This window comes from Janthinobacterium pasteuri (assembly GCF_051380775.1).
GTDB lineage: Bacteria > Pseudomonadota > Gammaproteobacteria > Burkholderiales > Burkholderiaceae_D > Janthinobacterium.
In genome coordinates, this window is record NZ_JBNYXS010000005.1 from 90,232 (window position 1) to 116,453 (window position 26,222).

At 63.2% G+C, this 26,222-nt stretch carries 26 protein-coding genes and 1 pseudogene; 10 read left to right on the forward strand and 17 right to left on the reverse strand.

Features of this window, described 5'->3' with window-relative positions; all coding sequences use genetic code 11:
* Positions 1 to 140 precede the first annotated feature (140 nt).
* Both ACQ4WN_RS07495 and ACQ4WN_RS07500 read right to left on the reverse strand, forming a co-directional pair.
* A pseudogene (locus ACQ4WN_RS07495) lies at positions 141 to 1,787 on the reverse strand (oleate hydratase).
* A 64-nt stretch (positions 1,788 to 1,851) separates the two neighbouring features.
* Positions 1,852 to 2,391 carry a GNAT family N-acetyltransferase gene (locus ACQ4WN_RS07500; RefSeq protein WP_436550959.1) on the reverse strand — a complete coding sequence of 180 codons (540 nt, stop codon included), beginning with the start codon at positions 2,389 to 2,391 and terminating at the stop codon, positions 1,852 to 1,854.
* Between the two features lie 81 nt (positions 2,392 to 2,472).
* On the opposite strand from ACQ4WN_RS07500, the gene ACQ4WN_RS07505 reads away from it, so the two are divergent.
* Together ACQ4WN_RS07505 and ACQ4WN_RS07510 are read left to right on the forward strand one after the other, a co-directional pair.
* Entirely contained in the window at positions 2,473 to 2,598 is a 126-nt protein-coding gene (locus ACQ4WN_RS07505; protein ID WP_436550960.1) for a hypothetical protein, read from the forward strand.
* Entirely contained in the window at positions 2,599 to 2,760 is a 162-nt protein-coding gene (locus ACQ4WN_RS07510; RefSeq protein WP_436550961.1) for a VOC family protein, read from the forward strand.
* Between the two features lies 1 nt (position 2,761).
* Here the strand turns inward: ACQ4WN_RS07510 and ACQ4WN_RS07515 are convergent, their stop codons facing one another.
* Positions 2,762 to 3,346, reverse strand: coding sequence for a DinB family protein (locus tag ACQ4WN_RS07515; protein WP_436550962.1), 585 nt, complete (start codon positions 3,344 to 3,346; stop codon positions 2,762 to 2,764).
* Positions 3,347 to 3,506: 160 nt separating this feature from the next.
* Here ACQ4WN_RS07515 and ACQ4WN_RS07520 point away from each other — a divergent pair, with 160 nt between their 5' ends.
* Positions 3,507 to 4,514 carry an HDOD domain-containing protein gene (locus tag ACQ4WN_RS07520; protein WP_436550963.1) on the forward strand — a complete coding sequence of 336 codons (1,008 nt, stop codon included), beginning with the start codon at positions 3,507 to 3,509 and terminating at the stop codon, positions 4,512 to 4,514.
* Positions 4,515 to 4,540: 26 nt separating this feature from the next.
* On the opposite strand, the gene ACQ4WN_RS07525 is transcribed toward ACQ4WN_RS07520, so the two are convergent.
* From ACQ4WN_RS07525 to ACQ4WN_RS07575, 11 genes are all read right to left on the reverse strand, one after another.
* Positions 4,541 to 5,242 carry an ABC transporter ATP-binding protein gene (locus tag ACQ4WN_RS07525; RefSeq protein WP_436550964.1) on the reverse strand — a complete coding sequence of 234 codons (702 nt, stop codon included), beginning with the start codon at positions 5,240 to 5,242 and terminating at the stop codon, positions 4,541 to 4,543.
* Positions 5,235 to 5,948, reverse strand: a complete 714-nt coding sequence (locus ACQ4WN_RS07530; protein WP_436550965.1) for an ABC transporter ATP-binding protein — start codon at positions 5,946 to 5,948, stop codon at positions 5,235 to 5,237. The genes ACQ4WN_RS07525 and ACQ4WN_RS07530 overlap by 8 nt, the downstream gene beginning before the upstream one ends.
* Positions 5,941 to 6,924 carry a branched-chain amino acid ABC transporter permease gene (locus ACQ4WN_RS07535; protein WP_436550966.1) on the reverse strand — a complete coding sequence of 328 codons (984 nt, stop codon included), beginning with the start codon at positions 6,922 to 6,924 and terminating at the stop codon, positions 5,941 to 5,943. The genes ACQ4WN_RS07530 and ACQ4WN_RS07535 overlap by 8 nt, the downstream gene beginning before the upstream one ends.
* Positions 6,921 to 7,793: a branched-chain amino acid ABC transporter permease gene (locus ACQ4WN_RS07540; RefSeq protein ID WP_436550967.1), complete on the reverse strand. Its 873-nt coding sequence runs from the start codon at positions 7,791 to 7,793 to the stop codon at positions 6,921 to 6,923. Before ACQ4WN_RS07540 ends, ACQ4WN_RS07535 begins: the two co-directional genes overlap by 4 nt.
* Before the next feature lie 97 nt (positions 7,794 to 7,890).
* Positions 7,891 to 9,057 (reverse strand): ABC transporter substrate-binding protein, encoded by a 1,167-nt coding sequence (locus ACQ4WN_RS07545; RefSeq protein ID WP_436550968.1) that lies wholly within the window; start codon positions 9,055 to 9,057, stop codon positions 7,891 to 7,893.
* Between the two features lie 60 nt (positions 9,058 to 9,117).
* Complete coding sequence (locus ACQ4WN_RS07550; RefSeq protein ID WP_436550969.1) at positions 9,118 to 10,656, reverse strand: class I adenylate-forming enzyme family protein; 1,539 nt, start codon at positions 10,654 to 10,656, stop codon at positions 9,118 to 9,120.
* Positions 10,657 to 10,667: 11 nt separating this feature from the next.
* Entirely contained in the window at positions 10,668 to 11,822 is a 1,155-nt protein-coding gene (locus tag ACQ4WN_RS07555; protein WP_426073093.1) for an acyl-CoA dehydrogenase family protein, read from the reverse strand.
* 51 nt (positions 11,823 to 11,873) lie between these two features.
* Positions 11,874 to 12,698, reverse strand: coding sequence for an IclR family transcriptional regulator (locus ACQ4WN_RS07560; protein WP_436550970.1), 825 nt, complete (start codon positions 12,696 to 12,698; stop codon positions 11,874 to 11,876).
* A gap of 234 nt (positions 12,699 to 12,932) precedes the next feature.
* On the reverse strand, positions 12,933 to 13,862 hold the full coding sequence (lipP1, locus tag ACQ4WN_RS07565; protein WP_436550971.1) for a LipP1 family hormone-sensitive lipase: 930 nt from the start codon (positions 13,860 to 13,862) through the stop codon (positions 12,933 to 12,935).
* On the reverse strand, positions 13,859 to 14,713 hold the full coding sequence (locus tag ACQ4WN_RS07570; RefSeq protein WP_436550972.1) for an alpha/beta fold hydrolase: 855 nt from the start codon (positions 14,711 to 14,713) through the stop codon (positions 13,859 to 13,861). The genes lipP1 and ACQ4WN_RS07570 overlap by 4 nt, the downstream gene beginning before the upstream one ends.
* 13 nt (positions 14,714 to 14,726) lie before the next feature.
* Entirely contained in the window at positions 14,727 to 15,788 is a 1,062-nt protein-coding gene (locus tag ACQ4WN_RS07575; RefSeq protein WP_436550973.1) for a sugar phosphate isomerase/epimerase family protein, read from the reverse strand.
* 140 nt (positions 15,789 to 15,928) lie between these two features.
* Between ACQ4WN_RS07575 and ACQ4WN_RS07580 the strand changes: the two genes are divergently transcribed.
* Positions 15,929 to 16,525 carry a TetR/AcrR family transcriptional regulator gene (locus tag ACQ4WN_RS07580; protein WP_436550974.1) on the forward strand — a complete coding sequence of 199 codons (597 nt, stop codon included), beginning with the start codon at positions 15,929 to 15,931 and terminating at the stop codon, positions 16,523 to 16,525.
* Positions 16,526 to 16,538: 13 nt separating this feature from the next.
* Here ACQ4WN_RS07580 and ACQ4WN_RS07585 read toward each other — a convergent pair whose 3' ends face one another.
* Positions 16,539 to 16,910, reverse strand: a complete 372-nt coding sequence (locus tag ACQ4WN_RS07585; RefSeq protein ID WP_436550975.1) for a flagellar basal body protein — start codon at positions 16,908 to 16,910, stop codon at positions 16,539 to 16,541.
* 445 nt (positions 16,911 to 17,355) lie between these two features.
* Between ACQ4WN_RS07585 and ACQ4WN_RS07590 the strand changes: the two genes are divergently transcribed.
* The 5 genes from ACQ4WN_RS07590 to ACQ4WN_RS07610 all read left to right on the forward strand — a co-directional run bounded on the left by ACQ4WN_RS07590 (position 17,356) and on the right by ACQ4WN_RS07610 (position 21,919).
* Positions 17,356 to 18,852 (forward strand): NYN domain-containing protein, encoded by a 1,497-nt coding sequence (locus ACQ4WN_RS07590; RefSeq protein WP_436550976.1) that lies wholly within the window; start codon positions 17,356 to 17,358, stop codon positions 18,850 to 18,852.
* Positions 18,853 to 18,937: 85 nt separating this feature from the next.
* Positions 18,938 to 19,555, forward strand: a complete 618-nt coding sequence (gene trhA, locus ACQ4WN_RS07595; RefSeq protein WP_436550977.1) for a PAQR family membrane homeostasis protein TrhA — start codon at positions 18,938 to 18,940, stop codon at positions 19,553 to 19,555.
* Between the two features lie 91 nt (positions 19,556 to 19,646).
* Positions 19,647 to 20,528, forward strand: coding sequence for a LysR substrate-binding domain-containing protein (locus ACQ4WN_RS07600; RefSeq protein ID WP_436550978.1), 882 nt, complete (start codon positions 19,647 to 19,649; stop codon positions 20,526 to 20,528).
* 2 nt (positions 20,529 to 20,530) lie between these two features.
* Positions 20,531 to 20,767: a hypothetical protein gene (locus ACQ4WN_RS07605; RefSeq protein WP_436550979.1), complete on the forward strand. Its 237-nt coding sequence runs from the start codon at positions 20,531 to 20,533 to the stop codon at positions 20,765 to 20,767.
* Positions 20,768 to 20,794: 27 nt separating this feature from the next.
* Positions 20,795 to 21,919, forward strand: a complete 1,125-nt coding sequence (locus ACQ4WN_RS07610; protein WP_436550980.1) for a hypothetical protein — start codon at positions 20,795 to 20,797, stop codon at positions 21,917 to 21,919.
* A 61-nt stretch (positions 21,920 to 21,980) separates the two neighbouring features.
* Here ACQ4WN_RS07610 and ACQ4WN_RS07615 read toward each other — a convergent pair whose 3' ends face one another.
* Together ACQ4WN_RS07615 and ACQ4WN_RS07620 are read right to left on the reverse strand one after the other, a co-directional pair.
* Entirely contained in the window at positions 21,981 to 24,857 is a 2,877-nt protein-coding gene (locus ACQ4WN_RS07615) for a bifunctional diguanylate cyclase/phosphodiesterase (RefSeq protein WP_436550981.1), read from the reverse strand.
* Between the two features lie 154 nt (positions 24,858 to 25,011).
* On the reverse strand, positions 25,012 to 25,782 hold the full coding sequence (locus ACQ4WN_RS07620; protein WP_436550982.1) for a spermine/spermidine synthase domain-containing protein: 771 nt from the start codon (positions 25,780 to 25,782) through the stop codon (positions 25,012 to 25,014).
* A 152-nt stretch (positions 25,783 to 25,934) separates the two neighbouring features.
* Here ACQ4WN_RS07620 and ACQ4WN_RS07625 point away from each other — a divergent pair, with 152 nt between their 5' ends.
* Positions 25,935 to 26,210: a hypothetical protein gene (locus ACQ4WN_RS07625; protein ID WP_436521587.1), complete on the forward strand. Its 276-nt coding sequence runs from the start codon at positions 25,935 to 25,937 to the stop codon at positions 26,208 to 26,210.
* The last annotated feature ends 12 nt before the right edge of the window (positions 26,211 to 26,222 follow it).

Consider the following 26,222-nt stretch of genomic DNA (forward strand, 5'->3'; position numbering starts at 1 on the left):
CGTGCCCATGAGTGTGAGGAAGGCGCCATGGCTGGTGGCGCCCTATCCACGATGCACGGCGAGGCTGAAGCCAGTCTTAAATCAGGCGCATGCGCGGCCGATGGCGCGGCCTTTGTTGCGTGCAAGCGTCAGCAACGCGGCTATTTGAAGGCCTTGATGACGGCATCGAGCTTGACCTTGAGCGACTTGTCGTGCGCCTGGATGGCCGGCACTTCGCGTTGCACGCCGAGCAATTGGTACACGGCCGTCTGCGCCGCGCGCACCGAGTATTCCACGGTGAAGACGACATCGTCGGCGAGCTCCACGAACTGGCTGACGAAGGCCAGGTTGACGGAGTTGGCCGGTACGGGCAGGGGACGGTCGCTCTTCGCGCGGGGCATGAACATGCTGGTGATGTAGGGCATGCGGCAGGGAATGCAATTGGCCGTGGCCATGATGTCGAGGTCGAAGTTCAGGTGGCCGCACAGCTCGCGCAGGATGTCCGCGCCGCTGCATTCGGACATGGGCTTGGCGACGAAGTTGCCGATGCGGTCGGGGTGCAGCGCATAGCCCCAGAATACTTGCACGCCCTCGGGCTGGCCGGCGAAATGGGGCTGGTGTGCCAGCACGACAGACATGAACCAGTTGCTATCCTTGAAGGTGACGAGGCCGCCCGTGCCCGCGCTGTTGCCCGTGAATTGCTCCATTCTGTCAAAGAAGGCGCTATCTTTCAGGGTGACCGTGTACGAGGCCCAGTACGATTCGGCGATGCTGCTGTTGAAGGCGGCTGGACGGCCCAGTTCCGGGCGGCCCTCGGCCAGCTTTTCCCACAGGCGCCAGCCCTGGCTGTCGTTTTTCGTGCGCTTGGCCGGCGCGCTGTGCAGGCTGCCATAGCTGGATGCATCCGTCATCGAGGCATTCTGGAAAAACACCAGGTCGTCGGCCGCGACGGGGATCACGTCGGCCAGGCCGTGTCGCTGGCAGGCAATGGAGGTGGCAGTCAGGCGGCCGCTGGATTCTTGCACCTCGATATCGGTCACTGTGCAATCCATGATGATGTTCACGCCTTGCTCCTGCAGCCACGCGACCAGCGGGCGCACCAGGGAGTCGTACTGGTTGTAGACGGTGCGCTTGACACCGGCCAGGGTTTAGATGCGCGAAAACTCCATCATGAAACGGTGCAGATAGCGCTTGAATTCGACGGCGCTATGCCAGGGCTGGAAGGCAAACGTGGTGGCCCACATGCACCAGAACTTGGTGTCGAAGAATGCGGGCGAGAGCCAGTCCGTGATGGCGCTGCTGCCCAGCGTGTCTTCGTCCGCTTCCGTCAGCTTCAGCAGTTCCAGCCTGTCCTGCATGGAAAAGCCCATGCTGCTGACATCGACCTTGAAGCGGTTGCGGTCGACCAGGCGCGCGCGCGAGTGGGGAATGTGCTGTGCGTTGAAGGCGATGGTTTCATCGTAGACGCTCTGGCCCGCATGTTCGAGCGAGGGGATGCTCTTGAACAAGTCCCAGGTGCACTCGTAATTATCGGTGGTCAGCATGCGCCCGCCGCGCAAGGTGTATCCATCCTCGGCATTGCCGCCGCCATCGAGGCTGCCCCCGGTCACGGGTGATGCTTCGAAGATGGTGATGTTGCTGCCTTGCATGCCGCCGTCGCGTATCATGAAAGCGGCCGCGGCCAGCGAGCCGATGCCGCCGCCGACCAGATAGGCTTTTTTGTCTGTATTACGCATGGTTTTCCCCTGGGTGTATGCACATCCGCGTGCGCGAAATGCTGACAAGCGGTACGGCTGATGCCGTGTCATATTTGCCTATTTTATAACATCAGGGGCGAACTGCCTGCACAATAGAGCAATTGCTCGGTTTCCGTCAGACGCCAGCGTGTTCCTTGCGCCGTTCAAAGTACAGCAAATCCGACCAGGCATCCTGGAAGCGCATGGCTTTTTCCGAGCGCCCATACTGGTGAAAGCCATTGCGTTGCATGACGCTGATCGAACCCAGGTTTTGCGGTCGCGCCGTCGCTTCCAGGCGCCACAGTTCCAGTGCGCCGAACGCTTCTTCCAGCAGCAGGGCGACCACGCGCGTGGCGTAGCCGCGTCCGCCGAACCGTTGACCGATGCGATAACCGAGCGTCGCCTTGTTGAAGTAGGGGCGCGTGACGGCGGTCAGGTTGACCCTGCCGATGATTTGTCCGTCCAGCTTGGCCAGGTACTGGTAAGCGAGGTCTTGCTGGCGCTCGCGCTGCGCCTGCCCGATGGCGGCGGCGATGGCTTCCTGGTGGTAATAGGAGGGTGCGCGCGCCGTGACCCAGGATTCAAAATACGCGCGGTTTTCCAGTTCGAAGGCAAGCAAGGCGGGAAGGTCGGCGCTGGAGGGTGGGTGCAATTGAAGGCGGTCGAGGTCTGGCATGGGATCGTGTCGGAAAGCGATGCGCCATTATAATCAGCTGGCGCATTTCGCCGCACATGCCTGAATTTATGACGGAGCAGCATGCTGCCCCATATTTGCATTGGCACCAACGACTTTCCCCGCGCCTACGCTTTCGACACGGCCCTGATGGGAGAACTCGATCTGTTCGAGAAATTTCATGATCCGGCCCAACCCTGGGCGGGCTGAATGGCGAAGGATGCGCTGCGCGCCCTGTTCGTGCTGACGCTGGGCGCCTTGTGCGAAGGGCCGCCCGGCTTGGGCCCCCATTATCACGCCCGTAACTATGGCGCCTACTTCCGCTACCTCGATGGCAACAAGCTGTGCGTCTGCTGCCACGCCGAGGAATGATTCAGCGGGGCCCCCAGATGTCGTCTTCCGTCCAGCCCAGTTCCAGCAAATCCTGTGCCCGTTCGCCCGCTTCGCCGGCGCAATAGAACTCGTCCAGCTGGGGCGCTTCGATGCGTGTGCCGGCCAGCATGGCGTGCACTTGTCCCCGGTGGTGGATCTGGTGCTGGAACAAATGCGCCAGCATGCGCTGGCGCGTGTCGACTTGCGGCGTGTCGCGCAGGATCGTCACGGGCCGCGCCAGGTCCGCATCGCACAGGCTGCGGCAATGGGCGATCAGGCGCAGGTCCGATGCGCGCTGCGCCGCGTGCAGGGCCGCGCAATCGGTGTACGGTTCGTCCTGTTCAAAAAAGACATAGCAATCTGGATGCGGCGCTTCGCCGCGCAGGTCGCGTTCTAGCGCGTCGAGATAAAACCAGTCGCATGTGAGGATGTGATTCAGGGTGAAACCGATGGTGGGGAAAAAGCTGATGCGCGTGGCCTGGAACTCGGCCTGGGTCAGTTGCCCGCAAGCCTTCAGCAAGCGGTGGTTGGCCCAGGCGTTGTTGTACGCCTGGCCGGTGACGTAACGAGCCAGCAGACTGTTCATGATGTACCTTGCAAGGCAGGGGGACCTGCGAGAGCGCCACTGTAGCATGTTGCGGCAGGTGGACAAAGCGATCACGCCAGCTGCACCAGCGCTGCTGTCATCAAGTAAAATCGCGCAGCGGATGTCGCGATAGTCATGCATATAAGGCTTGGATAGCAAAATGGGTTGGATAGGAAAATTACTGAACGGCGGCGACGAAAAAAACAAAGCTGCGCCCGTCACGGCAGCGGCGGCGCCCGAGATGACACGGCAGCCAGCCACCATCACCGAAATCGATGCCATCTATTACCGCTGGCTGGCGGCCGCCGGTTCGGCGCAGGCTTCCGCGCAGGCCGAACAGCAGATTCTGGACGAATTGGCGCGCCTGGCCCGTGAACCGGTCGCTGGCGCCGCGCTGGTGCCGCGCATTCCGGCCATCATTCCGCAATTGATGCGTACCTTGCAAAATGAAAACATGAGCGCGGCCGAGCTGTCGCGCCAACTGGCCCAGGACGTCTTGCTGGTCGCCGAGGTCTACCGCGAAGCGAACCGGCCCCGCTACCATTCGCGCTACAACGCCAGCCCGTCGATCAACAATATGGAAGGCGCGATCATGCTGCTCGGGCAAAACGGTATGCGCATGCTGCTCGCCCGCGTCGCCTTCCGTCCCATCGTCAGCATGCAAAGCGGCGGGCTGACCATACGCACGGCGCCCCTGATCTGGCGCCAGTCCGAGAAATGTGCACTGGCGGCCAACCTGCTCGCGCCGGCCATGCAGGCCAACCCCTTCGACGCCTATCTGGCGGGACTGATGGCCAATGTCGGCCTGGTGGTGGCTTTCCGCCTGATCGACCAGATGCATGCACCCGATGCCTTCCCGCAATCGGACGCCTTCATTGCCCAGGTGTTTGCGCAAGCGCGTATCTTGTCGGTACGAATCGCCGAATTATGGGAGTTTCCCGCGTCCGTGACCAATGCGATCGAGCATGCCGGCGTTGATGCCGATGCCGATGCCGATCCGCAGGCGCAAGCGCTGGCGCTGGGCGACCGCTTGAGCAAGTTGCGCATGCTGGTCGATACTGGCCGCTTTCCTGTCGACGATCCCTTCGTGATGGCCGGACTCGGCAAGAGTGAGCTGCGGGTGTTTGACAAGCTGGCCGACGACGAGGACGAGGACGACGAGGAGTGATGCCAGCTGCATGCAGCCGATATCACTCAGCGCGCAAAATAGAGTTCGTGCAGATGCTCTAGATCGACCTCGGAAGCGGCCTGCGACAGCGCCACTTTACCGCTCTGCATCAGGTAGACATGATCGGCCACGCCCACGGCGCGCGCCGTGTTTTGCTCGACCAGGATGATGGTGCGCCGGCCGTCGTTCAGGCGCGCGAGGATCTCGAACAGCTCGTTGACCACCAGTGGCGCCAGGCCCAGCGAAGGCTCGTCGATGATCAGCAGCGACGGGTCGGACATCAAGCCCCGCGCCATGGCCAGCATCTGCGCCTCGCCACCCGATAATGACCCGGCCAGCTGCTTGCGGCGCTCGTGCAGGCGCGGGAACATGGCGTAGGCTTCGGCCAGGCGCGCCGGCATGTGGCTGCGATGTTCTTTCGGGAAGGCGCCCATGATCAGGTTTTCTTCCACGCTCATGTCGCGAAACGTCATGCGGCCTTCGGGGATCATGGTGACCCTGGCGTCGCTCATCTTCCAGGTCGGCGTGCCATTGATGCCCACGCCATCGAGCGCGATGCTGCCCGCACCCACGGGCAGCAAGCCCATTATGGCGCGCAGCAGGGTGGTCTTGCCAGCTCCGTTCGGGCCGATGATGGTGGTCAGCTTGCCTTTCTGGATGGACAGCGACACATCCCACAGCACATTGATGGCGCCATAGCCCGCGCGCAGTTTACTTATCTCAAGCATGGGCTACTCCAGTGTAGCTTTCGATGACGGCCGGATCGCGGAAAACGGCGTCCGGCGTGCCGTCGGCGATCAGCTGGCCAAAATTGAGCACGGCCACGCGCTGGCACAGATTGCTGATGGTTTCGATATCGTGCTCGATCATGACGATGCCCACGCCAAAGGCGGCATGCAAATCCTTCAGCATGCCCATGAAGCGGCGCTTGCCGTTCGTTTCCAGACCGGCCAGCACTTCATCGAGCAGCAGCAGCTTCGGATTGGTGGCCAGCGCCTTGGCCACTTCCAGCGCTTTGAGTTCCGTCAGCGCCAGTTCGCTGGCTGCATCGCGCCCGGCCTTGTCAAGAAGGCTCGTAAAATCGAGGATTTCATCGATCTTGCGCATGTCCACCTTGCCGGTGCCGAAGCGCTGCGCCACGATGAGGTTTTCGCGCACCGTTAATTCATGCATGGGTTGCGGAATCTGGAAGGTACGCCCCAATCCCAGGCGGGCGCGCTGGTACATGGGCGTGGCCATGATGTCGCGCCCCTCGAAGCGGATGCCGCCACTGGTGGGGCGCACCAGGCCGGAAATCGCATTGAACAGCGTGGTCTTGCCGGCGCCGTTTGCGCCCACCAGGCCGATCACGTCGTGGCTGTCCACGTTCAGGGTGACGGAATCGACGGCCGTCAGGCCGCCGAAGCGCACCGAGACATTCTCGAGTTCAAGCATGTGCGTTCTCCTTCGCTTTTTCCTTGACCAGCGCTTTTTTCAGCCATTTTTGCAGCAGCGGCAGCAAGCCGTTGGGACTGAAGACAATCATCGCCACCAGCAGCACGCCCAGCACCAGCTGGTGGCCTGTGGGGATCAGCGACTTGAAGATCAGCTGGTCGACCAGGTAGACCACCACGGCGCCCAGCACGGGACCGAGTATCGTGCGGTAGCCACCGAAGATGGCCGCCACGATGGGCAAGGTGACCCACAGGCTGTTGAAAGCGTAATCCGGCTCCAGGAAGTTGATGTAGTGGGCGTTGAAGGCGCCGAACAGGCCTGCCATGAAGGCCGACACCAGCAGCATCGCGCCTTTCAGCAAGGTGCTGTTGACGCCGACCACGCGCGTGGCGTCTTCGCTGTCGTGCATGGCGCGCAGGGCGATGCCGTAGTGGCTGGCGCGGATGCGGCTGTAGGCGAAGGCGCACGCCACCACCAGGGTCAGCACCACCAGGTAGGCGCCCGTCTTGCTGGCCAAATCAAAGCCGAAGACGTTGGGCAAGGTGGGGATATTGTTCACGCCGCCGGCGCCGCCCGTGAGCGCACTCCATTCCGTGGCCAGGATGCGGAAGATGTGGGCGTAGGCGAGGATGGCCAGCGCAAAATACGGCCCGCGCAGCCGCAGCACGGGCAGCATGATGATGGCGGCGATGGCCGCCCCCGCGCCACCGAGCAGCATGGCGGCAAACACGGGCAAGCCCAGTTTCACTGTGGCCAGCGCGGAGACATACGCGCCCACGCCAAAGAACGCGGCATGGCCGAAGCTGACCATGCCGCCCAAATTACCGAGCAGGGCCCAGGACATGGCCACGCCGCCGATGATCAGGGCCGCCACCACCATGCTCATCACATACTGGTTACCGCCGAGGGCCATCGGCACGGCGATATACGCGGCCAGCAGCAAACCGGCCGTTGAAATCAGTGTTGAGCGCTTCATCCGCGCCTCCGTTGTGCGCCGAACAGGCCGTTCGGCATGATGAACAGCACCAGCAGGAACAGCACCATGCCGGACAATTCCTGCAGCGCGGAGCTGGCCAGGGTGACGGTCAGCGCTTCGGCCACGCCCAGCAGCACGGCGGCGAGCAGCACGCCGGGGATCGAGCCGATGCCGGCGAGGACCGTGATGATGAAGGCTTTCACCGTCAACGCACCACCGTAGGCAGGCTGGATCACGCCATAGCTGAACAGGGCGACACCGGCGAAGGCGGCCAGGATGCCGGCGACTAAAAAGGAGACCAGTTCCGTGCGGCCCGGGTCGATGCCCATCAGCTTGGCCGCATCGCGGTTGCTGGAGACGGCGCGCACGGCGCGGCCATACCAGCTGGTGGCCAGCCAGCGCCACAGGACCGCCATCAGCACCAGGCTGACGCCGAAGAAAATCACTTCGCTGCGCATGCTGAAGAAGGGGCCTATTTCAAAACCTTCCTGCAGCCAGCTCGACGAGGTCGAGCGGATGTCCGCCTTCCACACCAGCAGGATGACATTGGTGAGAATGACGCCGATGCCGTAGGTGAGGATCAGCGAATTGATTTCGCGGTCCTTCTTGATGCGGCTGACGATCAGGTACACGCCCACAGATGTGAGGCTGACGATCACCAGTGCGATGGGAATGGCGAACATGGGACCGAGTCCCAGGCCTGACTCCACACTGTAGGCGATATAGGCGGCCAGCAGCACCAGTTCGCCGTGCGCCAGGTTGATCACTTTCATGGTGCCGAAGACCAGCGCCAGTCCCAGTGCAATCAGGGCGTAGGAGCCGCCCTGCAGCAAGCCGGAATACAGGGCTTGCAAGATTAATTCTGTCATGTCGTCATCCCGTCAGACAGCCCTGGCGTGGGCCAGAACTGCCGTTCATCGGTGCGCGCCCTGGCGGGCGCGCGCGTGTGCGCAGGGGAGGTTGCTGTTACCAGGGCAGGGCTGGATAGGCCAGCTTGCCCGTCGCGTGTTCCTTCGGCCAGACGATCACCACTTTCTTGTCCTGGTGCTGCGCCATGCGGTGTACGAAGTTCTGGTTGTCGCCATTGGCGGCGAACTGCACCCGGCCGATCAGGGTTTCCCGGTCCGTCTTGCGCATTTCCTCGGCCACGCCGCCTTTCTTGAGCGTGCCCTTGTCGGCCGCGCGCGCAATCGCTTCGAACAGCAGCATCGATTGCACGTAGCCGAACTGGCCCAGGTAGTCCGGCTCTTTCTTGTACAGCTGCTTGTAGGCGTCGCTGAAGGCCTTGCCGTCGGCTGTCTTGAATTCGGTGGGGAAGGGCAGCAGGGCCGTGCCGAAGACATTCGGCATCAGGTCGGGGAAGTCGGCCGCCATTTTCGGCGTGGCCAGCGACCACACGCCCACCATGGCCTTGATTTTTGGTTTGAGCACGCGGGCGGCGCGGATGATGCCCACGTAATCATTTTCGTAGCCGACCATGGCCACGACTTCGGATTTGTCCTGCAGCTTGATCTTGTTAATGATGGGCTTGAAGTCGGTAATGGCCGGGTCGAACGAATGCGTCGTCACCTTGACGCCCCTGGCGCTCAGGGCCTTTTCCACGTCTTTCGCCAGGCCCGTGGTAGCGTCCTTGGTCGAGTACACGATGGAGACGGACTTGGCGCCCACATCCTGCAGCAGTCCCAGCATGGCTTTTTCGTAGCCGGCCGTGTTATTGATGCGGAAAAAATTCTTGCGTCCGCTGGCCACCAGGCTGTCGTCCACGCCGCCCGAAGTGATGTAGACCAGGCCCAGTTTGTTCGCCGTGTCCGAGGCAGGCGAGATATTGTTCGAGCCATAGCCGCCCGTGATGGCCACCACACCCTGGCTGGCCAGTTTTTCCACGGCGGCGATGGCTTTGGCCGGCGCCGATTCGTCGTCGACGGTGACGATCTTGATGGTGTGCTTGCCGTTGGTCTTGTTGAATACCTCGGCTGCCACCATGATTCCTTCCTGCATGCCGGCGCCGACCCTGGCCAGGTTGCCCGTCAGGGGAATTTCCGCGCCGACCAGGAATTCGTCGGCGCTGGCCTGCGCCATCCAGGCGCTGGCAACCAGCGCTGCCATGGCGATGCGTGTGTATGTGCGTTTCATCGTGTCTCCTCCGGTGATGTGGCGTGGTTTTATTGTGGTGTCTGATACATTATGGTTAACTTATCGGGCATTCTGCGCCATTTGCCGCAGCTGCCCCTTTAAAATCTTGCCCGTGGCGGCCGCCGGCAGCGCTTCCATGACGATGATGGCGGACGGGCATTTGTATGGCGACAGCGTTTGCGCCAGCCAGGCCTGTAATTGTGCCACGCTGACAGGCTGGCGCGGGTCCAGTTCCACATAGGCGATGACGTCCTCGTTGCCATCGTCCAGCGTGCGTCCCACCACGGCCGACTGCACCACGGAAGCATGGGCGTTCAGCGCCGTTTCCACTTCCAGCGGATACACGTTGAAGCCGGAGCGGATGATCAGCTCCTTGGTGCGGCCCACGATGAACAGCGCGCCGTCCGGTTCCCGGCGCGCCATGTCGCCCGTGTTGAGCCAGCCACCGTCGCGCATGGTGGCTGCCGTCATGTCCGGCTCGCGGTAGTAGCCGGCCATGACGTTTGGCCCGCGTATCCACAGTTCGCCCGCCTCGCCCGGCACCACGTCCGCGCCGGCGACGTTTACCACGCGCACTTCGACGCCGGGGATCGGCGTGCCGACGGAACTGTCATGGCGCGGCGCATCGAGCCGCGTCTGGCTGATGGTGGGCGCGCTCTCCGTCATGCCGTAGCCGTTGTGCAGCGCGGTGCCCAGCAGCTTTTCCACGTCGCGCTTGAGCGACGGCGCCAGCGGCGAGCCGCCCGCATACGCAAAGCGCAGCCGCGTGGGCAGCGGCGTATCGGCGCCGCCCAGGGTTTGCAGCAGCTTGGCGTACATGGCGGGCACGCCCTGTACGATGGTCAGTTCGTCGTCCTTCAGCGCGGTCAGCAGGCCATCGACGGAAAAGCGCGGCACCAGGTACAGCGCGGCACCCGCATACAGGGTGCCCAGGGCAACCGAGGCCAGACCATACACGTGCGAAATGGGCAGCACGCCGTAGGCGCGGTCGCTGCGCGTCAAGCCCCGCAAGGTGCTGGAGACGGCGGCAATGAACAGCAGATTGCGGTGCGTCAGCATCACGCCCTTCGATTGTCCCGTGGTGCCCGTCGTGTAGATCAGCGCGGCCACCTGTTCGTTGCCGGGCACGCAGGCTTCCGCGACGCTGGCTTCGTTCAAGCTGCCCGCCAGCAGCTCGCCCATGCCGTCGACCGTGGCGCTGGCCGCGCCCAGACGTGCCGCATGCGCCGCCGCTTCCGGCGAGGCGGTGGCCAGGAACAGCACCCGCCGCGCGGAACAGTGCGCCGCGATGGTGTCGATCTCGCGCGCCGACAGGCGCGCATTGACGTTGACGATCCAGGCGTCGATGCTGGCGGCCGCGAAGATCAGCGCCACCTGCAGCGCGCCGTTCTCGCCCACCACCATCAGGCGGTCGCCGGCGCGCACATCCAGCTGGCGCAGCAGTTGCGCGGCGCTCTCCACGCTGTGCTGCAGCTGGGCGTAGGTCCAGCTGCGGCCACCTTCATTCAGCGCCGGCGCGTCGGGCGCGCGCGTCGCCCAATAGATGGGGATGGCCGACAGGCGCGCCGGCAAGTGGGCTAGCAGGGCGGGAATGTCCATCGCGGCCTCCTTCACTTTTGTGCTGCCTTGATCATGTTGCGGGCGATGACGATCTGCTGGATCTGCGTCGTGCCTTCGTAGATGCGGAACAGGCGCACGTCGCGGTAGAAGCGCTCGGCCGCGTATTCGCTGATGTAGCCGGCGCCGCCGTGGATCTGCACGGAGCGGTCGGCCACGCGGCCGCACATTTCGGAGGCGAACAGCTTGCAGCACGACGCCTCCGTCGAGATGTCTTCCTTGTTATCGCGCCGACGCGCGGCGTCGAGCACCATGCTGCGGGCTGCGTAAATCTCGGCCTTGCTGTCGGCCAGCATGGCCTGGATCAGCTGAAATTCGGCGATCGGTTGGCCAAATTGCTGGCGCTCCATCGCATACGCCAGCGCGTCGGCCAGCATCCGCTCGGCCGCGCCCACGCAGACGGCGGCGATGTGCAAACGGCCCTTGTCGAGCACCTTCATGGCTGTCTTGAAACCCACGCCTTCCTTGCCGCCGATGATGTTCGCGGCTGGCACGCGGCAGTTTTCAAAGATCACGTCGCAGGTATGCGCGCCTTGCTGGCCCATCTTCTTGTCGATTTTGCCCAGCGAGAGGCCCGGCGTGTCCCTTTCCACGATGAAGGCGGAGATGGCCGAGGCGCCCCGCTTGACGGGGTCCGTGCGGGCCATGACGGTAAAAATGCTCGCTTCGGGCGCGTTGGTGATATAGCGCTTGCTGCCGTTGAGGATATAGAAGTCGCCGTCGCGCACGGCGCTCGTGCGCAGCGATGCCGCATCGGACCCGGAACCGGCTTCCGTCAGGGCGAACGAACCGATGATCTCGCCGGCCGCCAGTTTCGGCAAATAGTGCTGTTTCTGCGCTTCCGTGCCGTCGATGACAATGCCTTGCGAGCCGATGCCGTTGTTCGTGCCGATCAGCGAGCGGAAGGCGGGCGAAGTGCGGGCAATTTCAAACGCGACCCTGACTTCCTCTTCCATGCTCAGTTCCAGGCCGCCGTAGGCTTCCGGGATGGACAGGCCGAACAGGCCCAGTTCGCGCATCTGCGCCACGATGGCGGGCGGTATCGTATCCGTTTCGGCCACCAGCGCCTCGTTCGGCACCAGCACTTCGCGCACGAAACGGGCGATGCTGTCGAGCAGGATGTTCAGGGTTTCTTCGTCGCGTATCATCGGGGTCCTCGGCGCTTTGATTTGAGCTGTCGTTGAGAGGGGGCGCGCAGTCTAACCGCGGCCCAGGTTTTTTTCCACTGTCTTGACCAGGGCGACCAGGCGTGGTCCCAGGTCACCTTCGAGTTTTTCACGCGATAGCAGGAAGGCGGGGCCGCCGCAATTGAAGGCCATCACCTGCTCGCCATCGGCACCCAGCATGGGCACGCCCACCGCATGCACGTCGTTCTGCCACTCGCCGGCCGAGATGCAAAAGCCCCGGTCCTGGTAATCCTTGAAGCCTTGTTCGATGCCGGCCTTGATGCGCGGCCAGCGCTCCGTCTCGTGCACGCGCGCATGGTCCATCAGGTAGTCGCGTTCGGCCTGCGGCAGGATGCACAGCAGGGCCTTGCCCATGGCCGTCGTCATCAAGGGAATGCGCGAGCCGACATCGAGGCGCAGGGTGACGTTGGCGCTGCTGCGGCAGGTTTCCACGTACACCATGCTGAGACGGTCGCGCGTACCCAGCGATACGGAGGCCTGCGCATGTTCGGCCAGTTCTTCCATCAGCGGGCGCGCCATCTTGCGCACGTCGAGGTTCGACAGCATGCGGTAGCCAAGGGCCAGTACGCCGGCGCCCAGCTGATACTGGCCCAAATTGTCCGAGTAATTCAGGTAGCCCAGTTTGGTGAGGGTGTAGGTGAGGCGCGAAATCGTGGGTTTCGGGATGCCCGTGCGCTTGGCCATGTCCGCGTTCGACAGGTAGACTTCGCCGGGGCGGAAGCAGCGCAGCACTTCCAGTCCGCGCGCCAGAGCGTTGACGAACTGACGATCCTTGCCTTCCTCGTCATCGCTGAAGACGATGAGTTCCGGATCTGCTGCGGCCTGAATATTTGTCATATTTGCTTTCATTTTCTGGCTCCCTGAAAATCAGTTTGCCTAGCCGAATCGAGCATGTCAACCGTTTTGTGAAACATTCGTTCGCACAGCGAAATGCTGCGCTGCATGAAAATAGTCGGCAAAATTGACCTGCGCATGGGCTTGGACTCTTGTGGTCCGAGCATTGACATAGACGTCTGTATATTGCGCTGTTGGATGATGGCCGCCGTGGACGTATCCCCGGCGGCGGATTGCTTACTTTCCTAGCGCTGTTCGCATGGCTTGGCCCGCCACGTCAAACAATCGCCGCGCAGCTGGCGTCAAGCCCAGCATGTGCATGGACGCATGGATCATGCCGTCGAGCCGTACGCATGCTGCTGCCACGCCGTCGTCGCGCAGGCGCTGTGCATACGTCATCCCCTCGTCATGCAGCGGATCGAACTCGCACACCAGCACGGTCGCCGGCGGCAAGTCCTTCAGCGATGCGGCCCGCAGGGGCGCTGCGTAGGGATGCGTGCCGTCGGCCGGCGCGTTCAGGTACGCCGACCAGCAAAAACGCATGGCTTCGCGCGTCAGCGAATGGCCCTCCGCATAGCGCTGGTAGGACGGCGTGTCGAAGGCAAAATCGAGCGCCGGGTACAGCAGCAGCTGGTGCGCCAGCGCGGGGCCGGCCTGGTCGCGCGCCATCAGTGCCGCCGCCGCGGCCAGGTTGCCGCCCGCGCTGTCGCCGCCCACGGCCAGGCGCTTCACGTCGATGCCCAGCGCCGCCGCATGCTGGGCGACCCAGCACAGCGCCCGATAAAAATCGTCCAGCGGCACGGGGAACTTGTGCTCGGGCGCCAGCCGGTAGTCGACGGAAAAAATCACGCAGCCGGTGGCGTTGGCCAGCGCGCGGCACGGATTGTCGTACAGGTCCAGCGAACACAGGCACCAGCCGCCGCCATGCGCGAAGACGATGGCGGGCAGAGGCTTGCCCGTCTCCGCGCCAGCCGGCACGTAGGCGCGCACGGTCAGCGCATGTGCGCCCGGCAGCACGTATTCCCTGATCGAGGCGACGTCTTCCAATGGCCCGTGCAACTGGCGCAGCCCCGTTTCCGTGGCGGCGCGCAGGTCGGCCAGCGAGGCAGGCTGCGGCGCATCGTTTGCCTGTGCCAGGAAGGCCGCTACTTGCGGGTCCAGGCTCATGCCGGCTCTCCCGCCAGGAAGGGCAGCAGGTGGGCGATGAACGCTTCCGGCTGTTCTTCCATGATGAAGTGCCCGCATTCGGCGACGATGGCGCCTTGTAAATGATCCGCCTTGCCCTGCATGGTCAGCAGGGGCGCGTCATTCGTCGCGTGGTCGGCGCCGATGGCCAGCACGGGCATCGGCAGGCTGTGTTTTGCCCGCGCCAGGTTTTGCCGGATGGTTTCGGGAATGGCGCGGTAGTAGGCGAAGCCCGCGCGCAGGGCGCCCGGCGTGGCGTAGGCGTCGGCATACACGTCGACGGCCACCTTGTCGCGGCGGTACGACCAGCGGTCGAAAATGAAGCGGATGTATTCGCGCTCCTTGCCCGCCGTGAGCATTTCCGGCAAATCGAGCACCTGGTTGAACATGAAGTGCCACAGGAAGATGTTGTCGGACGGCGCCACGAAGATGGGCGGCGCCGGTGCCAGGCCGGGAATGACAGCTTCCGTCAGCGCCAGTTTCGTCACGGCCTGCGGGAAATCGCTGGCCAGCGCATAGCCGACCCACATGCCGATGTCGTGGCCCACCACATCGTACTGCGCGTGACCCAGGGCCAGCATGGCCCGGTGCAGCGTGGTCGCTACGCTGCCCGTATCGTAGCCATCGGCCGGGCGGCTGGAGTGGCCGCTGCCTGGCGGGTCGATGGCGATCGCCTGGTAGCCATTGGCTGCCAAGGCTGCCATCACGTGGCGCCACGCATACCAGGTCTGCGGCCAGCCGGGGATCAGGAGCACGGGTTTGCCGGTGCCCGCAATCACGCAATGCAGGCGCTGGCCATCGATGCGGACGTAGTCGTGAATGAAGTCGTTCATAGGGTTTCCTTGATTAGTTGTGCTCGATGCCGAGCAGGGTATTGATCTGTTGCGCGCTGACGGGGGCGCCGGCAAAGTCGTCGAAGATCTTGCCCGTCACGGGAATGATGTGCGCATTGACGAAAGCCACGCCTTCGCGCGCACCCACTTCCTGGTCCTTCAGGCAGCATTCCCATTCCAGCGTGGCCCAGCCCGCGTAGTCGTTCTGTGCCATCTTCGAGAAGATCGCCTTGAAATCGACCTGGCCATCGCCCAGCGAACGGAAACGTCCGGCGCGGTTTTCCCACGACTGGTAGCCGCCGTAGATGCCTTGCCGTCCCGTCGGATTGAACTCCGCATCCTTCACATGGAACATGCGGATGTGGTCCTTGTAGATATCGATGAATTCCAGATAGTTCAGCTGCTGCAGCACGAAGTGGCTGGGGTCGAACAGCATCTTGCAGCGCGGATGGCGGCCCACGCGTTCATAAAACATCTCGAAGCTGATGCCGTCATGCAGGTCTTCGCTGGGGTGGATTTCGTAGCACAGGTTGACGCCCTGTTCCTCGCACACGTCGAGGATGGGCAGCCAGCGGCGCGCCAGTTCGTCGAAGGCCGTTTCGATCAGGCCGGGCGGGCGCTGCGGGAACGGGAACAGATATGGCCAGGCGAACGAGCCGGAAAACGTGCCCATTTCCGTCAGGCCGAGGCGCTTCGAGGCCATGGCCGCCAGCTTGACCTGCTCGATGGCCCATGCCGTGCGTGCTGCCGGCTGGCCATGCAGGTGTTCCGGCGCGAAGCTGTCGCATAGAGCGTCGTAGGCCGGATGCACGGCGACCAGCTGGCCGAAGATGTGCGTTGTCAGTTCGCTCATGACCAGGCCATGGCCGGCCAGCATGGCGACCAGTTCGTCGCAGTATTGCTGGCTGTGCGCGGCTTGCGCCAGGTCGAACAGGCGCGCATCCCAGGCGGGAATCTGCAAGGCCTTGAAGCCCATGCCGGCCGCCCACTCGGCGATGGCGGGAAGGGTGTTGAAGGGCGCCGTATCGGCGGCGAATTGTGCCAGGTGCAGGCTGGGTCCTTGGATGGTTTTCATATCGGCTCCTATTGTTTGTCGATCGACAAAGAATAGGTGAAATTTTTTGCGCGGTCAAGCTGCAACTGCAAAATAGATCGCAAAGGCAGGTTGCGTGCCAGGCGTTATACTGGCCGCCAGTTTGCAAGCAGAGGATCAAAATGGCAGGAAGACCGAGGGAATTTGACCGCGCGCTGGCGCTGGCAAAAGCGCGCGACGCATTCTGGACGCGCGGCTACGAGGGTGTGTCGATGGCCGACCTGGTGGCGGCGCTGGGCATCGCCTCGGCGCGCATCTATGCGGCGTTTGGGTCGAAAGAGCAGCTGTTCCGCGAAGCCGTGGAGCTATACGAGTCGGGCGAGGGCGCGTTTGCCGTGCATGCGCTGGCCGCCAGCCTGAATGTGCGCGACGCGGTGGCGCGCATGCTGGAAGAAGCCGTGCTGCTGTACACGCGCAGCGGCCAGCCACAAGGCTGCATGGTAGTGACGGCAGCCACGAATACGAGTGCGGAAAACGCCGGCATCGCCGACTGGCTGGCGCAGCACCGCCGCGCGCGCACGCAAGCCGTCATCGAGCGCTTGCGCGCGGCGCAGCTGGCGGGAGAATTAAAAAAGGAAGCGGATGTGCAGGCGCTGGGCGATTATTATGCGGCGCTGCTGCATGGCTTGTCGGTGCAGGCGCGCGACGGCATTCCGGCCGAACGGCTGCTGGCGCTGATTGCGCCTGCCATGGCGCCGCTGGCGCTGGCTCTGATGTAGATAGTCACAGGGCTCAGGTTTTGACGTCGATCAGGCTACCCAGGGCCTGGTCGGCTGCCTTGACGACATTCGCCGACAGGTTGAAGCCGACCTTGTAGACCAGGTTGTCCGTCAGTTCGGACGCCAGGCCAACGCCGTTCGGCCGGCTTTCAGCCGCCTTGGCCGCATTCGCATTGGCGCCGCTGACGCTTTCACTGGCGGCCAGCTTGCGCCCTTCGACGGAGAGGGTGACGCCCGTGCCGGCCGGACTGGCTTCCTGGAAGTTGGCCGATTGCGGCTGGAAGCCCGGCGTATTCGCATTGGCGATATTGTTGGCGGCCACATCCAGCGCGCGCTGGTTGGCGGTCAGCCCCGAGGTGCCGGTGGTGAGGGCGGATATGGACATGGCAGCTCCTTCAGAATGCGTCTAGTTTACTCCTGCCAGCGGGAAAATGGTTGGTGCAAGGCAACAATTTTTCCCGGCGGTGTTTGCCGGAAAAAGAGGTGTATGACGTGATGTTCATATTCTGCTGTGGCATTTCACTGCCTGGAGCGGCACGGTAGTCTTCCGCAGAGTCCGCCATTTCCTGCCTACATCGTTTTATGCTCCGGCGGTGTGCTGCTCAACTTGTGTCGGCCAGCGGCGCAGCAGCATGCCGTGCCAGCTGTATTCGGTCGATGAAAGCGTTGTTTGGCCAGGCGCCAGCGCCAGCGCGAGTACCGCCGGGGGGCGCATTAGGCGCACCGCGCACGATAGTTGTCGCCGAAACGGGGGATGGGCGAATATACTAGGCGAAAAGGGAGGCGTTGCGCTTCCCGTCCGCCCTTATCATCAGCGAGAATTCACCCTTATGGCGTCATCCCCAGAAAACCTCAGCATGGCCGTGTTTTGCGACTTCGAGAACGTCGCGCTCGGCGTGCGAGATGCAAATTACGAAAAATTCGACATCAAGCCCATCCTCGAACGCTTGCTGCTCAAGGGCAGTATTGTTGTCAAGAAGGCATATTGCGATTGGGACCGTTATAAAAGTTTCAAGGGCACCATGCATGAGGCGAACTTCGAGCTGATCGAAATTCCCCACGTGCGTCAGTCCGGCAAGAATTCGGCCGATATCCGCCTGGTGGTCGATGCGCTGGACCTGTGCTACACCAAGGCCCACGTGAATACCTTCGTCATCATCAGCGGCGATTCCGATTTTTCGCCGCTGGTGTCGAAGCTGCGCGAAAACGCCAAGCAGGTGATCGGCGTGGGCGTCAAGCAGTCGACCTCCGATCTGCTGGTGGCGAACTGCGACGAATTCATTTTCTACGACGACCTGGTGCGCGAGAGCCGCCGCACGGCCGCCAAGCGCGACGCGCGCGAAAGCCCGGCTGCGGCCGCCAAGCGCTCGCCCGATGAAGAACTGCGCCGCAAGGAAAAATACGAGTCGCGCAAGACGGAAGCGATCGAAATGGCCGTCGAAACCTTCGACGCGCTGGTTTCCGAGCGCGGCGACAGCGGCAAGATCTGGGCCTCGATGCTGAAAGAAGCGATCAAGCGCCGCAAGCCGGACTTTAGCGAATCGTATTACGGTTTCCGCACCTTCGGCAACCTGCTGGAAGAGGCGCAGACGCGCGGCTTGCTGGAATTTGGCCGCGATGAAAAATCGGGCGCCTATGTTTATCGCAGCAGCGGCCTGGTGGTCGTGCCGGCTGCCGTGAACGCGGATGCAGCCAGCGAGACAATCGCCAGTGGCGAGACCGGCGCGACGGCGGAAGAGGGCAACAGCCGCGAAGGCGGCAGCCGCCGCGATTCGCGCCGCAATGGCCGTGGCGGCCGCAAGCAGAACGAACAACGCCGCGGCGAAGCGCCACAGGCCTTCGTGCCGGTGGCCGAGGCCGAATCTGCCGTCGCCGTCATCGAGCCGTATGCGCCGGCGCCGCAGCAGGAGGTCGTGCACGAGGTGGCCGAAGAGGGCAACGCCAAGCGCGGTTCGCGCCGCAATGGCCGTGGTGGCCGCAAGAATGGCGATGGCGCCCGTGAAGCGCGCGCCGAGGCCGTCGAGGTGGCAGCAACGCCCGAGCCGGTAGTCGAGCAAGTAATCAAGCAAGTAATCGAGCCAGTCGCCGAGGTGGTCGTGGAAACCGTCGCCGAAGCGAAACCGAAGGCCAAGCCGCGCACGCCGGCCCGCAAGGCGGCAGCATCGAAAAAGCCGGCCAAGAAGGCGCTTGACGCCGTGCTGGAAGCGGCGCCTGTCGTTGAAGCGGCACCGGTGGAAGTGGCTGTCGTGGCGGAAGACAAGCCGGCCAAGGCGCCGCGCAAGACGCCGGCACGCCGTCCTGCGCGCAAGAAGGCGGAAGCAGCTTGATTGAAACCCCAAAGCAGGAACCGGGGTCAGACCTTGAAGGTCTGACCCCGGAGTTTTGCTGCGTCTCCATGCGCAGGGCTTAGCCATGTACCACGGAGAACGGTTCAACAGCATTTCCCATACGGTGGGCGCCGCACTGGCGGCCATCGGTGGCGTCATCCTGATCGTCGCGGCGGCCCGCACGGGCGACCCCTGGAAAATCGTCAGCTGCAGCGTGTATGCGACCATGCTGCTGACCCTGTACCTCACATCCACCCTGTATCACAGCGTGCGCGGCAAGGCCAAGGCCGTGCTGCAGCGGCTCGACCATTGCGCCATCTACCTGCTCATCGCGGGAACCTACACGCCCTTCATGCTGGTGACCCTGCGCGGGCCGTGGGGCTGGTCGCTGTTCGGCGTCGTCTGGGGCCTGGCCTTGCTTGGCATCGTGCAGGAATATGTGTACGCGAAAGGCGCGCGCATCCTGTCGCTGGTAATTTACGTGGCCATGGGCTGGCTGGTCGTCATCGGCATCAAACCGCTGCTGGCGGCGCTCGAGTGGAACGGCTTCCTGTGGCTGGTGGCGGGCGGCTTGTGCTATACGGGCGGCATCGTCTTTTATGCCACCGACCACAAGCTGCGCCACGGCCACGGCATCTGGCACCTGTTCGTGCTGGCCGGCAGTAGCTGTCATTTTATCGCCATTTTGTTCTACGTTGCCTGACGTAGTCTGCTGCCATCACTGTTGCCATGATTCCATTATAATGCTGCGATATGTGAAAATCGCGCAACAATGCGGCAATAATAAGGCAACAATGGATATCAATTCGGACGATCTGAAAATCTTCGTCACCGTCATCGACAGCGGCACCCTGAGCGCGGCTGCCGTGCACCTGGGACAAACCACCTCGGGCGTCAGCCGCGCCCTGTCGCGCCTGGAAGACAAGCTGGCCACGTCGTTGCTGACGCGCACCACGCGGCGCATGGAGCTGACGGAAGAAGGGCAGCTGTTCCTGGACAAGTCGCGCGCCATCCTCGCCTCGATGGAAGACGTGGAGGAATCGATCCGCATCCGCCGTCAGAAGCCGGCCGGGCGTTTGTCCGTGGATGCTGCCTCGCCCTTCATGCTGCATTGCGTGGTGCCCCACGTGGCCGAGTTTCGCGCCATGTACCCGGACATCCGCCTGGAGCTGACCAGCAACGACCAGATCGCCGACCTGCTCGAACACCGCACCGATATCGCCATCCGCATCGGCGCCCTGGTCGACTCGACCCTGCATGCGCGCCCGCTCAGTGCCAGTCCCCTGCACGTGCTGGCCACGCCCGCCTACCTGGCGCGCCACGGCACCCCGGCCACGCCGGAAGCGCTGTCCGGCCATGCGCTGCTGGGCTTTGCGCAATATGAACTGGGCAATCACTGGCCGCTGCGCCACGAAGCAGGCAACAGCCTGCAGATCGTGCCCGCGCTGGCCGCTTCCAGCGGCGAAACGCTGCGCCAGCTGGCGCTGCAAGACCAGGGCATCGTCTGCCTGTCCGACTTCATGACGAAGGACGACATCGCGGCCGGCCGCCTGGTCAAGGTGTTGCAGCCGTTCTATACTGGCTACCGCCAGCAGATCCACGCCGTGTATTACCGCAATACGCAGCTGGCGCAGCGCATCAGCTGTTTCCTCGAATTCCTGCAGCAGAAGCTGTAGCCATGGAGACTGGCATGCAGTGTCCGACTTGCGGGGAATATGGCGACCTGCTGCACGCAACCATCCGCAAAACGGGGCAGCAGGTGATCGTCTGCTCGGAGTGCGATGCACTATGGGAGCATCCGGAGATGCGGATCACGGCCGACAGCATGCTCGATGTCGACTCGTTCCTGGCCGGCTTGGGTCTGCACGGAAGCTGGGAGGAACTTGAGGTCCTGGTGAGGCTGCCTGCGCTATAGCGTGCGGCAGCAGCTGCAGTGCGCTGCGTGAGAAAGCGCGTATTTTCCATCAAATCTGGCATGTTAGCCTATGGCAATCAAAAACATTCCAAGGATGAAATGAAAAGGCTATTTTTCCTGATTGTCTTGCTGTGTGCGTCCAGTGCCGGCGCCGCTGAGATCAATTACGCTGGCAAGGCGGATTGCCGCGTTGCCGAGCATGCGCGGGTTGCCGGGCAAGCGGTGTACTGGAGTGGCACCTGCAAGGACGGCTATGCCAGCGGACCCGGTGCCTTGCAGTGGAGCAAGGACGGCAAGGCGACGGAACGCTATGAAGGTGTGTTGAGCGAGGGGCGGCCGGAGGGCGAAGGCATCGCGCAATGGGCGGATGGCAGCCTGCATAAAGGCAACTATCGGAGTGGCATGCTGGAAGGTCCTGTCCTGATCGTCTTTGCGGACAAGGCAAAGATGACCGCCACGTTCGAGCGCGATGCGCCAGCCGGTCCAGTGACGGTGATAGCGCGAAATGGCGACCGCTATGAGGGCGGCTGGCAGAATGGTCCGGAAGGCAGCGGCAGCATGACATTTGCGTTGGGCGGCGTCTATCGGGGCGCATGGCACGAAGGGAATCCTCTGGGGGACGGCGAAATACTCTACCCGAACGGACAAGTGCTGAAGGCACGCTTCAATGGCAGCTTTCAGCTGACGCAGCAGCCGGAGGCTTCTGCGACACCGAGGCTGTATGACATCAAGCAGAAAGACGGATATATCGGCTCGAATATTCCGCCGGTTGTCAGTAGCGGCCATGCCGTACCGCCGGAAAAATCGTATGCCGAATTGACACGGGAGCAGCAAATGCTCGTCAAACGCCGCTACCCCTTGTTGCAGGATGATGATGTGCCGGCCTATCCGGAAAAGGGCTTGTTTTTCGTGTCGCGCGCCATGCGCCATATGATTTCGTATGCGGGCATCACCGGTGTATTGCGCGCCAATGTCAGTGTCAACGAAAATGGCGTGCCACAGAGTGTCGTCGTGCTGGAAAGTCCCGACAGCGAGGCTGGCAAGCTGGCGGCGTCTGCCTTCATGCTCGCCAAATATTCGCCGGGCCGATGCGCGGGCCATCCCTGCGCGATGGTGGTACCTTTCAGTTTCTCGCTTGGATTCAAGCAGTAGCGTTGCAGGCCGGCCGCAACTGCCGCCATGCCTGTGAGTTTGCATGAGCGAGATGCCCGACTCAGGCGGCCACGTTGATGTCGCTGCGCAGCAGCAGTTCCACCTCGTGTGCGGGCAGCGGGTGGCTGAAATAATAGCCTTGCGCTTCGTCGCATCCGTGCTGGCGCAGGTAATCGAGCTGCGCTGCCGTTTCCACGCCTTCGGCTACCACCCGCAACTTCAAATTGTGCGCCAGGGCGATGATGGAGACGACGATGGCCGCATCGTCCGCGTCGCGCGCCACGTCGCCCACGAAACTGCGGTCGATCTTCAGCACGTCGATGGGGAAGGTGCGCAAGTAGGCGAAGCTGGAATAGCCGGTGCCGAAGTCGTCGATCGACAGCTGCACCCCCAGCGCCTTCATGTCGTGCAGCTGGCTGACGGCCAGCGCCACGTCGTGCATGAACAGGCTTTCCGTCAGCTCCAGTTCCAGGCAGGCGGGCGGCAGGCCAGTCTCGGCCAGCACTTCGGCTATCGAGGCGACCAGGTTCGGCTCGTTGAACTGGCGCGCCGACAGGTTCACGGCCAGGCGAAGCTGGCCCAGCCCAGCCGCATGCCAGGCCTGCATCTGCGCGCATGCCTGGCGCATGACCCACGCGCCGATCGGCACGATCAGGCCCGTATCCTCGGCCAGGGCAATGAAGCGCTGCGGCGCCACCATGCCCAGGTCCGGGTGCTGCCAGCGCAGCAGTGCTTCCACGCCGACGATGCGTCCGCTGGCCAGGTCCAGCTGCGGCTGGTAATGCAGCACGAACTGTTCGCGCTCCAGCGCATTGCGCAGCGCCGTCTCGATGCGCAGGCGTTCCAGCGTGGCCTGATTCATGGCCGTCGTGTAGAACTTGATGTTGTTGCGGCCCTGTTTCTTGGCGCAGTACATGGCGATGTCGGCCTGTTCGATCAGGTTCTGCGTCTCGCCATTCAAGGTTACGTCGCCGGGAGCGTCGTAGCGCGTCATGTCGTAGACGGCCACGCCGATGCTGCAGGTGACGAAGAATTCCTTGCCGTCGAGCAATACCGGCTGGGCCACCGCATCCATCAGGCGCTGCACGATGGCGCCGCTGAGTACTTCGTCGGCCTGTTCGCACAGGATGGCGACGAATTCATCGCCGGACAAGCGCGCTACCGTGTCGCTTTCGCGCAGGCTGGCCTGCAGGCGCGTGGCAATGGTTTTCAACAGCAGGTCGCCGGCCTTGTGGCCCAGGCTGTCGTTGACGAACTTGAAACGGTCGAGGTCGATCAACAGCACCCACAGCGCGCGGTTCTTGCGGCGTGACAGGGCCATCGCTTGCGCCAGGCGGTCGCGCAGCAGGGCGCGGTTGGGCAAGCCCGTCAGCACGTCGTGGTGGGCGATGTGCTGGATTTGCTGCTCTGCCAGCTTGCGTTCCGTGATTTCAGACCCCGTGCCCCGGTAGCCGCGAAATTCGCCCAGCTCGTTGAACAGCGGTTCGCCGTTGACGCTGAACCAGCGCAGCTGGCCATTGCGGTCTTTCATCGCATATTCGAGGTTGGAAAAAGGCAGGTGCGCTTCCAGGTTGGCGATATGCTGCTTGCCCCAGCGCGAATTGCGCATCTCCGGGTTGTTTTCCCAGCGCGTCATGCCGATGAAGCGTTCCAGCGGCATGTTCGACTTGTCCGAAAAACCGCTGGTGATGTGGGTGAAACAGAAGTTGGCGTCCTGTTCCCAGTACCAGTCCGAGGACAGGGCCAGCAGGCGGCGGAAGCGTTTCTCGCTTTCCTGCAAGGCGCGTTCCGTGCGCTGGCGCGCCCGCACGTCGGCGCTGAGCAGTTCATTGCTGCGTTTGAGGTCGGCCGTGCGCTGTTCCACCAGCAACTGCACGCGGCGCGAGCGCTGCGTCAGTGTTTGCACGAAGGCGGCCGTCAGCACGCTGAACAGCAAGCCCGTGATCATGGTAAACAGGGAACCCAGGTGGTCGGTCAGGAAGGGGCGCGGATGGGCCACCACGCGCACATGCCAGGGCCGCCCGGCGGAGGCAAAGGCCCGGTCATAATGGCTGTGATAGGCAAAATGCAGCCAGCGGGGCAGCGACTCCCAGGCGCCGCCCGCTTCGTCGGCAGGGGGCTGGCCATGCCGGAAGATCAATTGGCGCGGGTCGGCACCAGCGCCGGCGTAGACGCTGAGTTCGATCTGCGGGTCGCCCAGCAGGTCGGCGCCGGCAAGGATTTTCTGCACCAGTTCCCCGGCGTGGACGATGGCCGCCGTATCGCCGATCAGCGCCGCGCGCCGCTGCTGCACCGTTTGCAGGGGCACGCCGTGCCGGTACACGGGGCGCACGATGACGAAGCCCTGCTGCGGCCCCTGCGCCAGGGCCTGCAGGCCGGTAGCGGTGGTCTGGCCACTGATGATGGCCTGTTCCAGCGCGCTGGCCAGCAAGCCGTCAGGGCGCACGTTCAAGCCGAAGGCGGGGCGGTTGCCCTGCAAGGGTACGAGGTAGTCCACCACCAGGTAGCTGGCGCGCGTCGTCGCGGGCACGACGATGCCGTCGCGCATTTCCGTCATGGCATAGTCGGGCACGACGCGCCGCAGATCCGCCTCGAACGCAGCGCGCTGCGCGTGCGGCACGATGCGGTGAAAATTGAATGCCTGGATGAAAGGGTGGCGCTGCAGCAGCGGCGTGGTGAAGTCGTGGAACTGCTCGCGCGTGACGGGCGCGACGGCAGCAAACAGCTGGTTGGTCGTGGTCAGCACCTCGACCGCGTCATCGAGTCCCTGCGCGATGGCGGCCACGCGCGCGCCGGCGCGCTGTTGCAAGCTCAGGCTCATCTTGTCGTATTCGAGCTGGCTGATGGCGGCGAATAGTACGGCGGTGATGCTGACGCCGCAGGCAAAGGTCAGCGCGGCCGCGGCAGAAATCGACAATGGCAGGCGGCCACGCAGCATGGTTTTTCCTATCTCACTTCATGGATACATGGGTTCGGCGGCGCCTGCCGGCCCCGCGCAGGCCGTAGTTTGTCATAAACCACATCCATCATGCTGATTTTGCACCAAATTACTGCTAATAAGCAACAACATCCATGGCCGGGGAAGACGACTTTCAGTCGCTGCCCGCGCCTGACTGCCGGCGCACACGCCACAACTGCCATGCGGGTAGCAAGCGGTTCAGGAAAGCCAGACCGGCCATCCGCCGCCAGCGCACCAGGCGCACGATGCGCAGAGCCCGTCCCGCCCCGAGCTTGTCTGGCCTGGCGGCGAAGATGATTCGGTTGTTGCCGGCGATGCCATCGAAGTGGCACACGGCGCCGCGGAAGGTGAGCAGCAGGCGCGCGAGCATGGCGGGGTAGTGCTCGTCATAACTGAACAGGTTAGCTACCAGCACGCCGCCGGGCAGCAGGGTGCGCAGGCAGTCCGCATAGAAGCGCGCGCTGCCCAGTGCAGGCGGCAGGCCCGTTTCGTCGTAGCCATCGAGCAGCAGCACGTCGGCGCAGCCCGGATGCTGGCGGATATAGCTGACGGCGTCCGTTTCGATGATGCGCAGGCGCACGTCGTCGGGCGGCAGCATGAACTGCTCGCGCAGGGCGATCACGTCGGCGCGCAATTCCAGCACCGTGATGCGCGCCTCGGGCAGGTGGCGGTGGCAGAACTTCAGCAGCGAGCCGCCGCCCAGTCCCACCATCAGGATGTGCCGGGGACGTGGCACGAACAGGGTGAAGCACATCATGGCGCGCGCATAGCGCAGCAGCAGATGGTCGGGGCGCGACAACAGCATTTCGCTCTGGATCATGCCTGGCTGGAATTCCAGGCGGCGCCGGTCGCCGCAGGTATGCACCTGGGGCGCGCGCACGGCAGGTAATTTGCTATCCGACATAGGACGACTTCGCTGAGTGGACTGGGGGAGATGCTTTGTTGCATTCAGAGAAATCTGATAAGCTCCCGTGAGCATACCCGATTAATCCGCGCCGAGCATGTGTAATAGCACGCGGCGGCACGGCCGCGCAGTCGGGCACCATGGAGACAAGCATGTTTTTGGATCACCCTATCATTACGGCGACGAACAGTTTTACCGAACCTGACCGCATCGAGCGGCTGACGCGCGTGTACGGTTACGCGGCGGCGCTGGCCGACGTGGCCGACAATGTCGGATTCATTGAAAAAGTGGCGCAGATTCACGATCACAAGGGCACGCTCATCGTGTTCTGGCACGAGGCGCCTAACGAAGTGGAAAAGCAGTATTTCGTGCAGGCGTGGGCCAGCAAGGTCGGCGACGGCAGCACCAATGTCGAACACGAAATCTGACCTGGCGCGCCG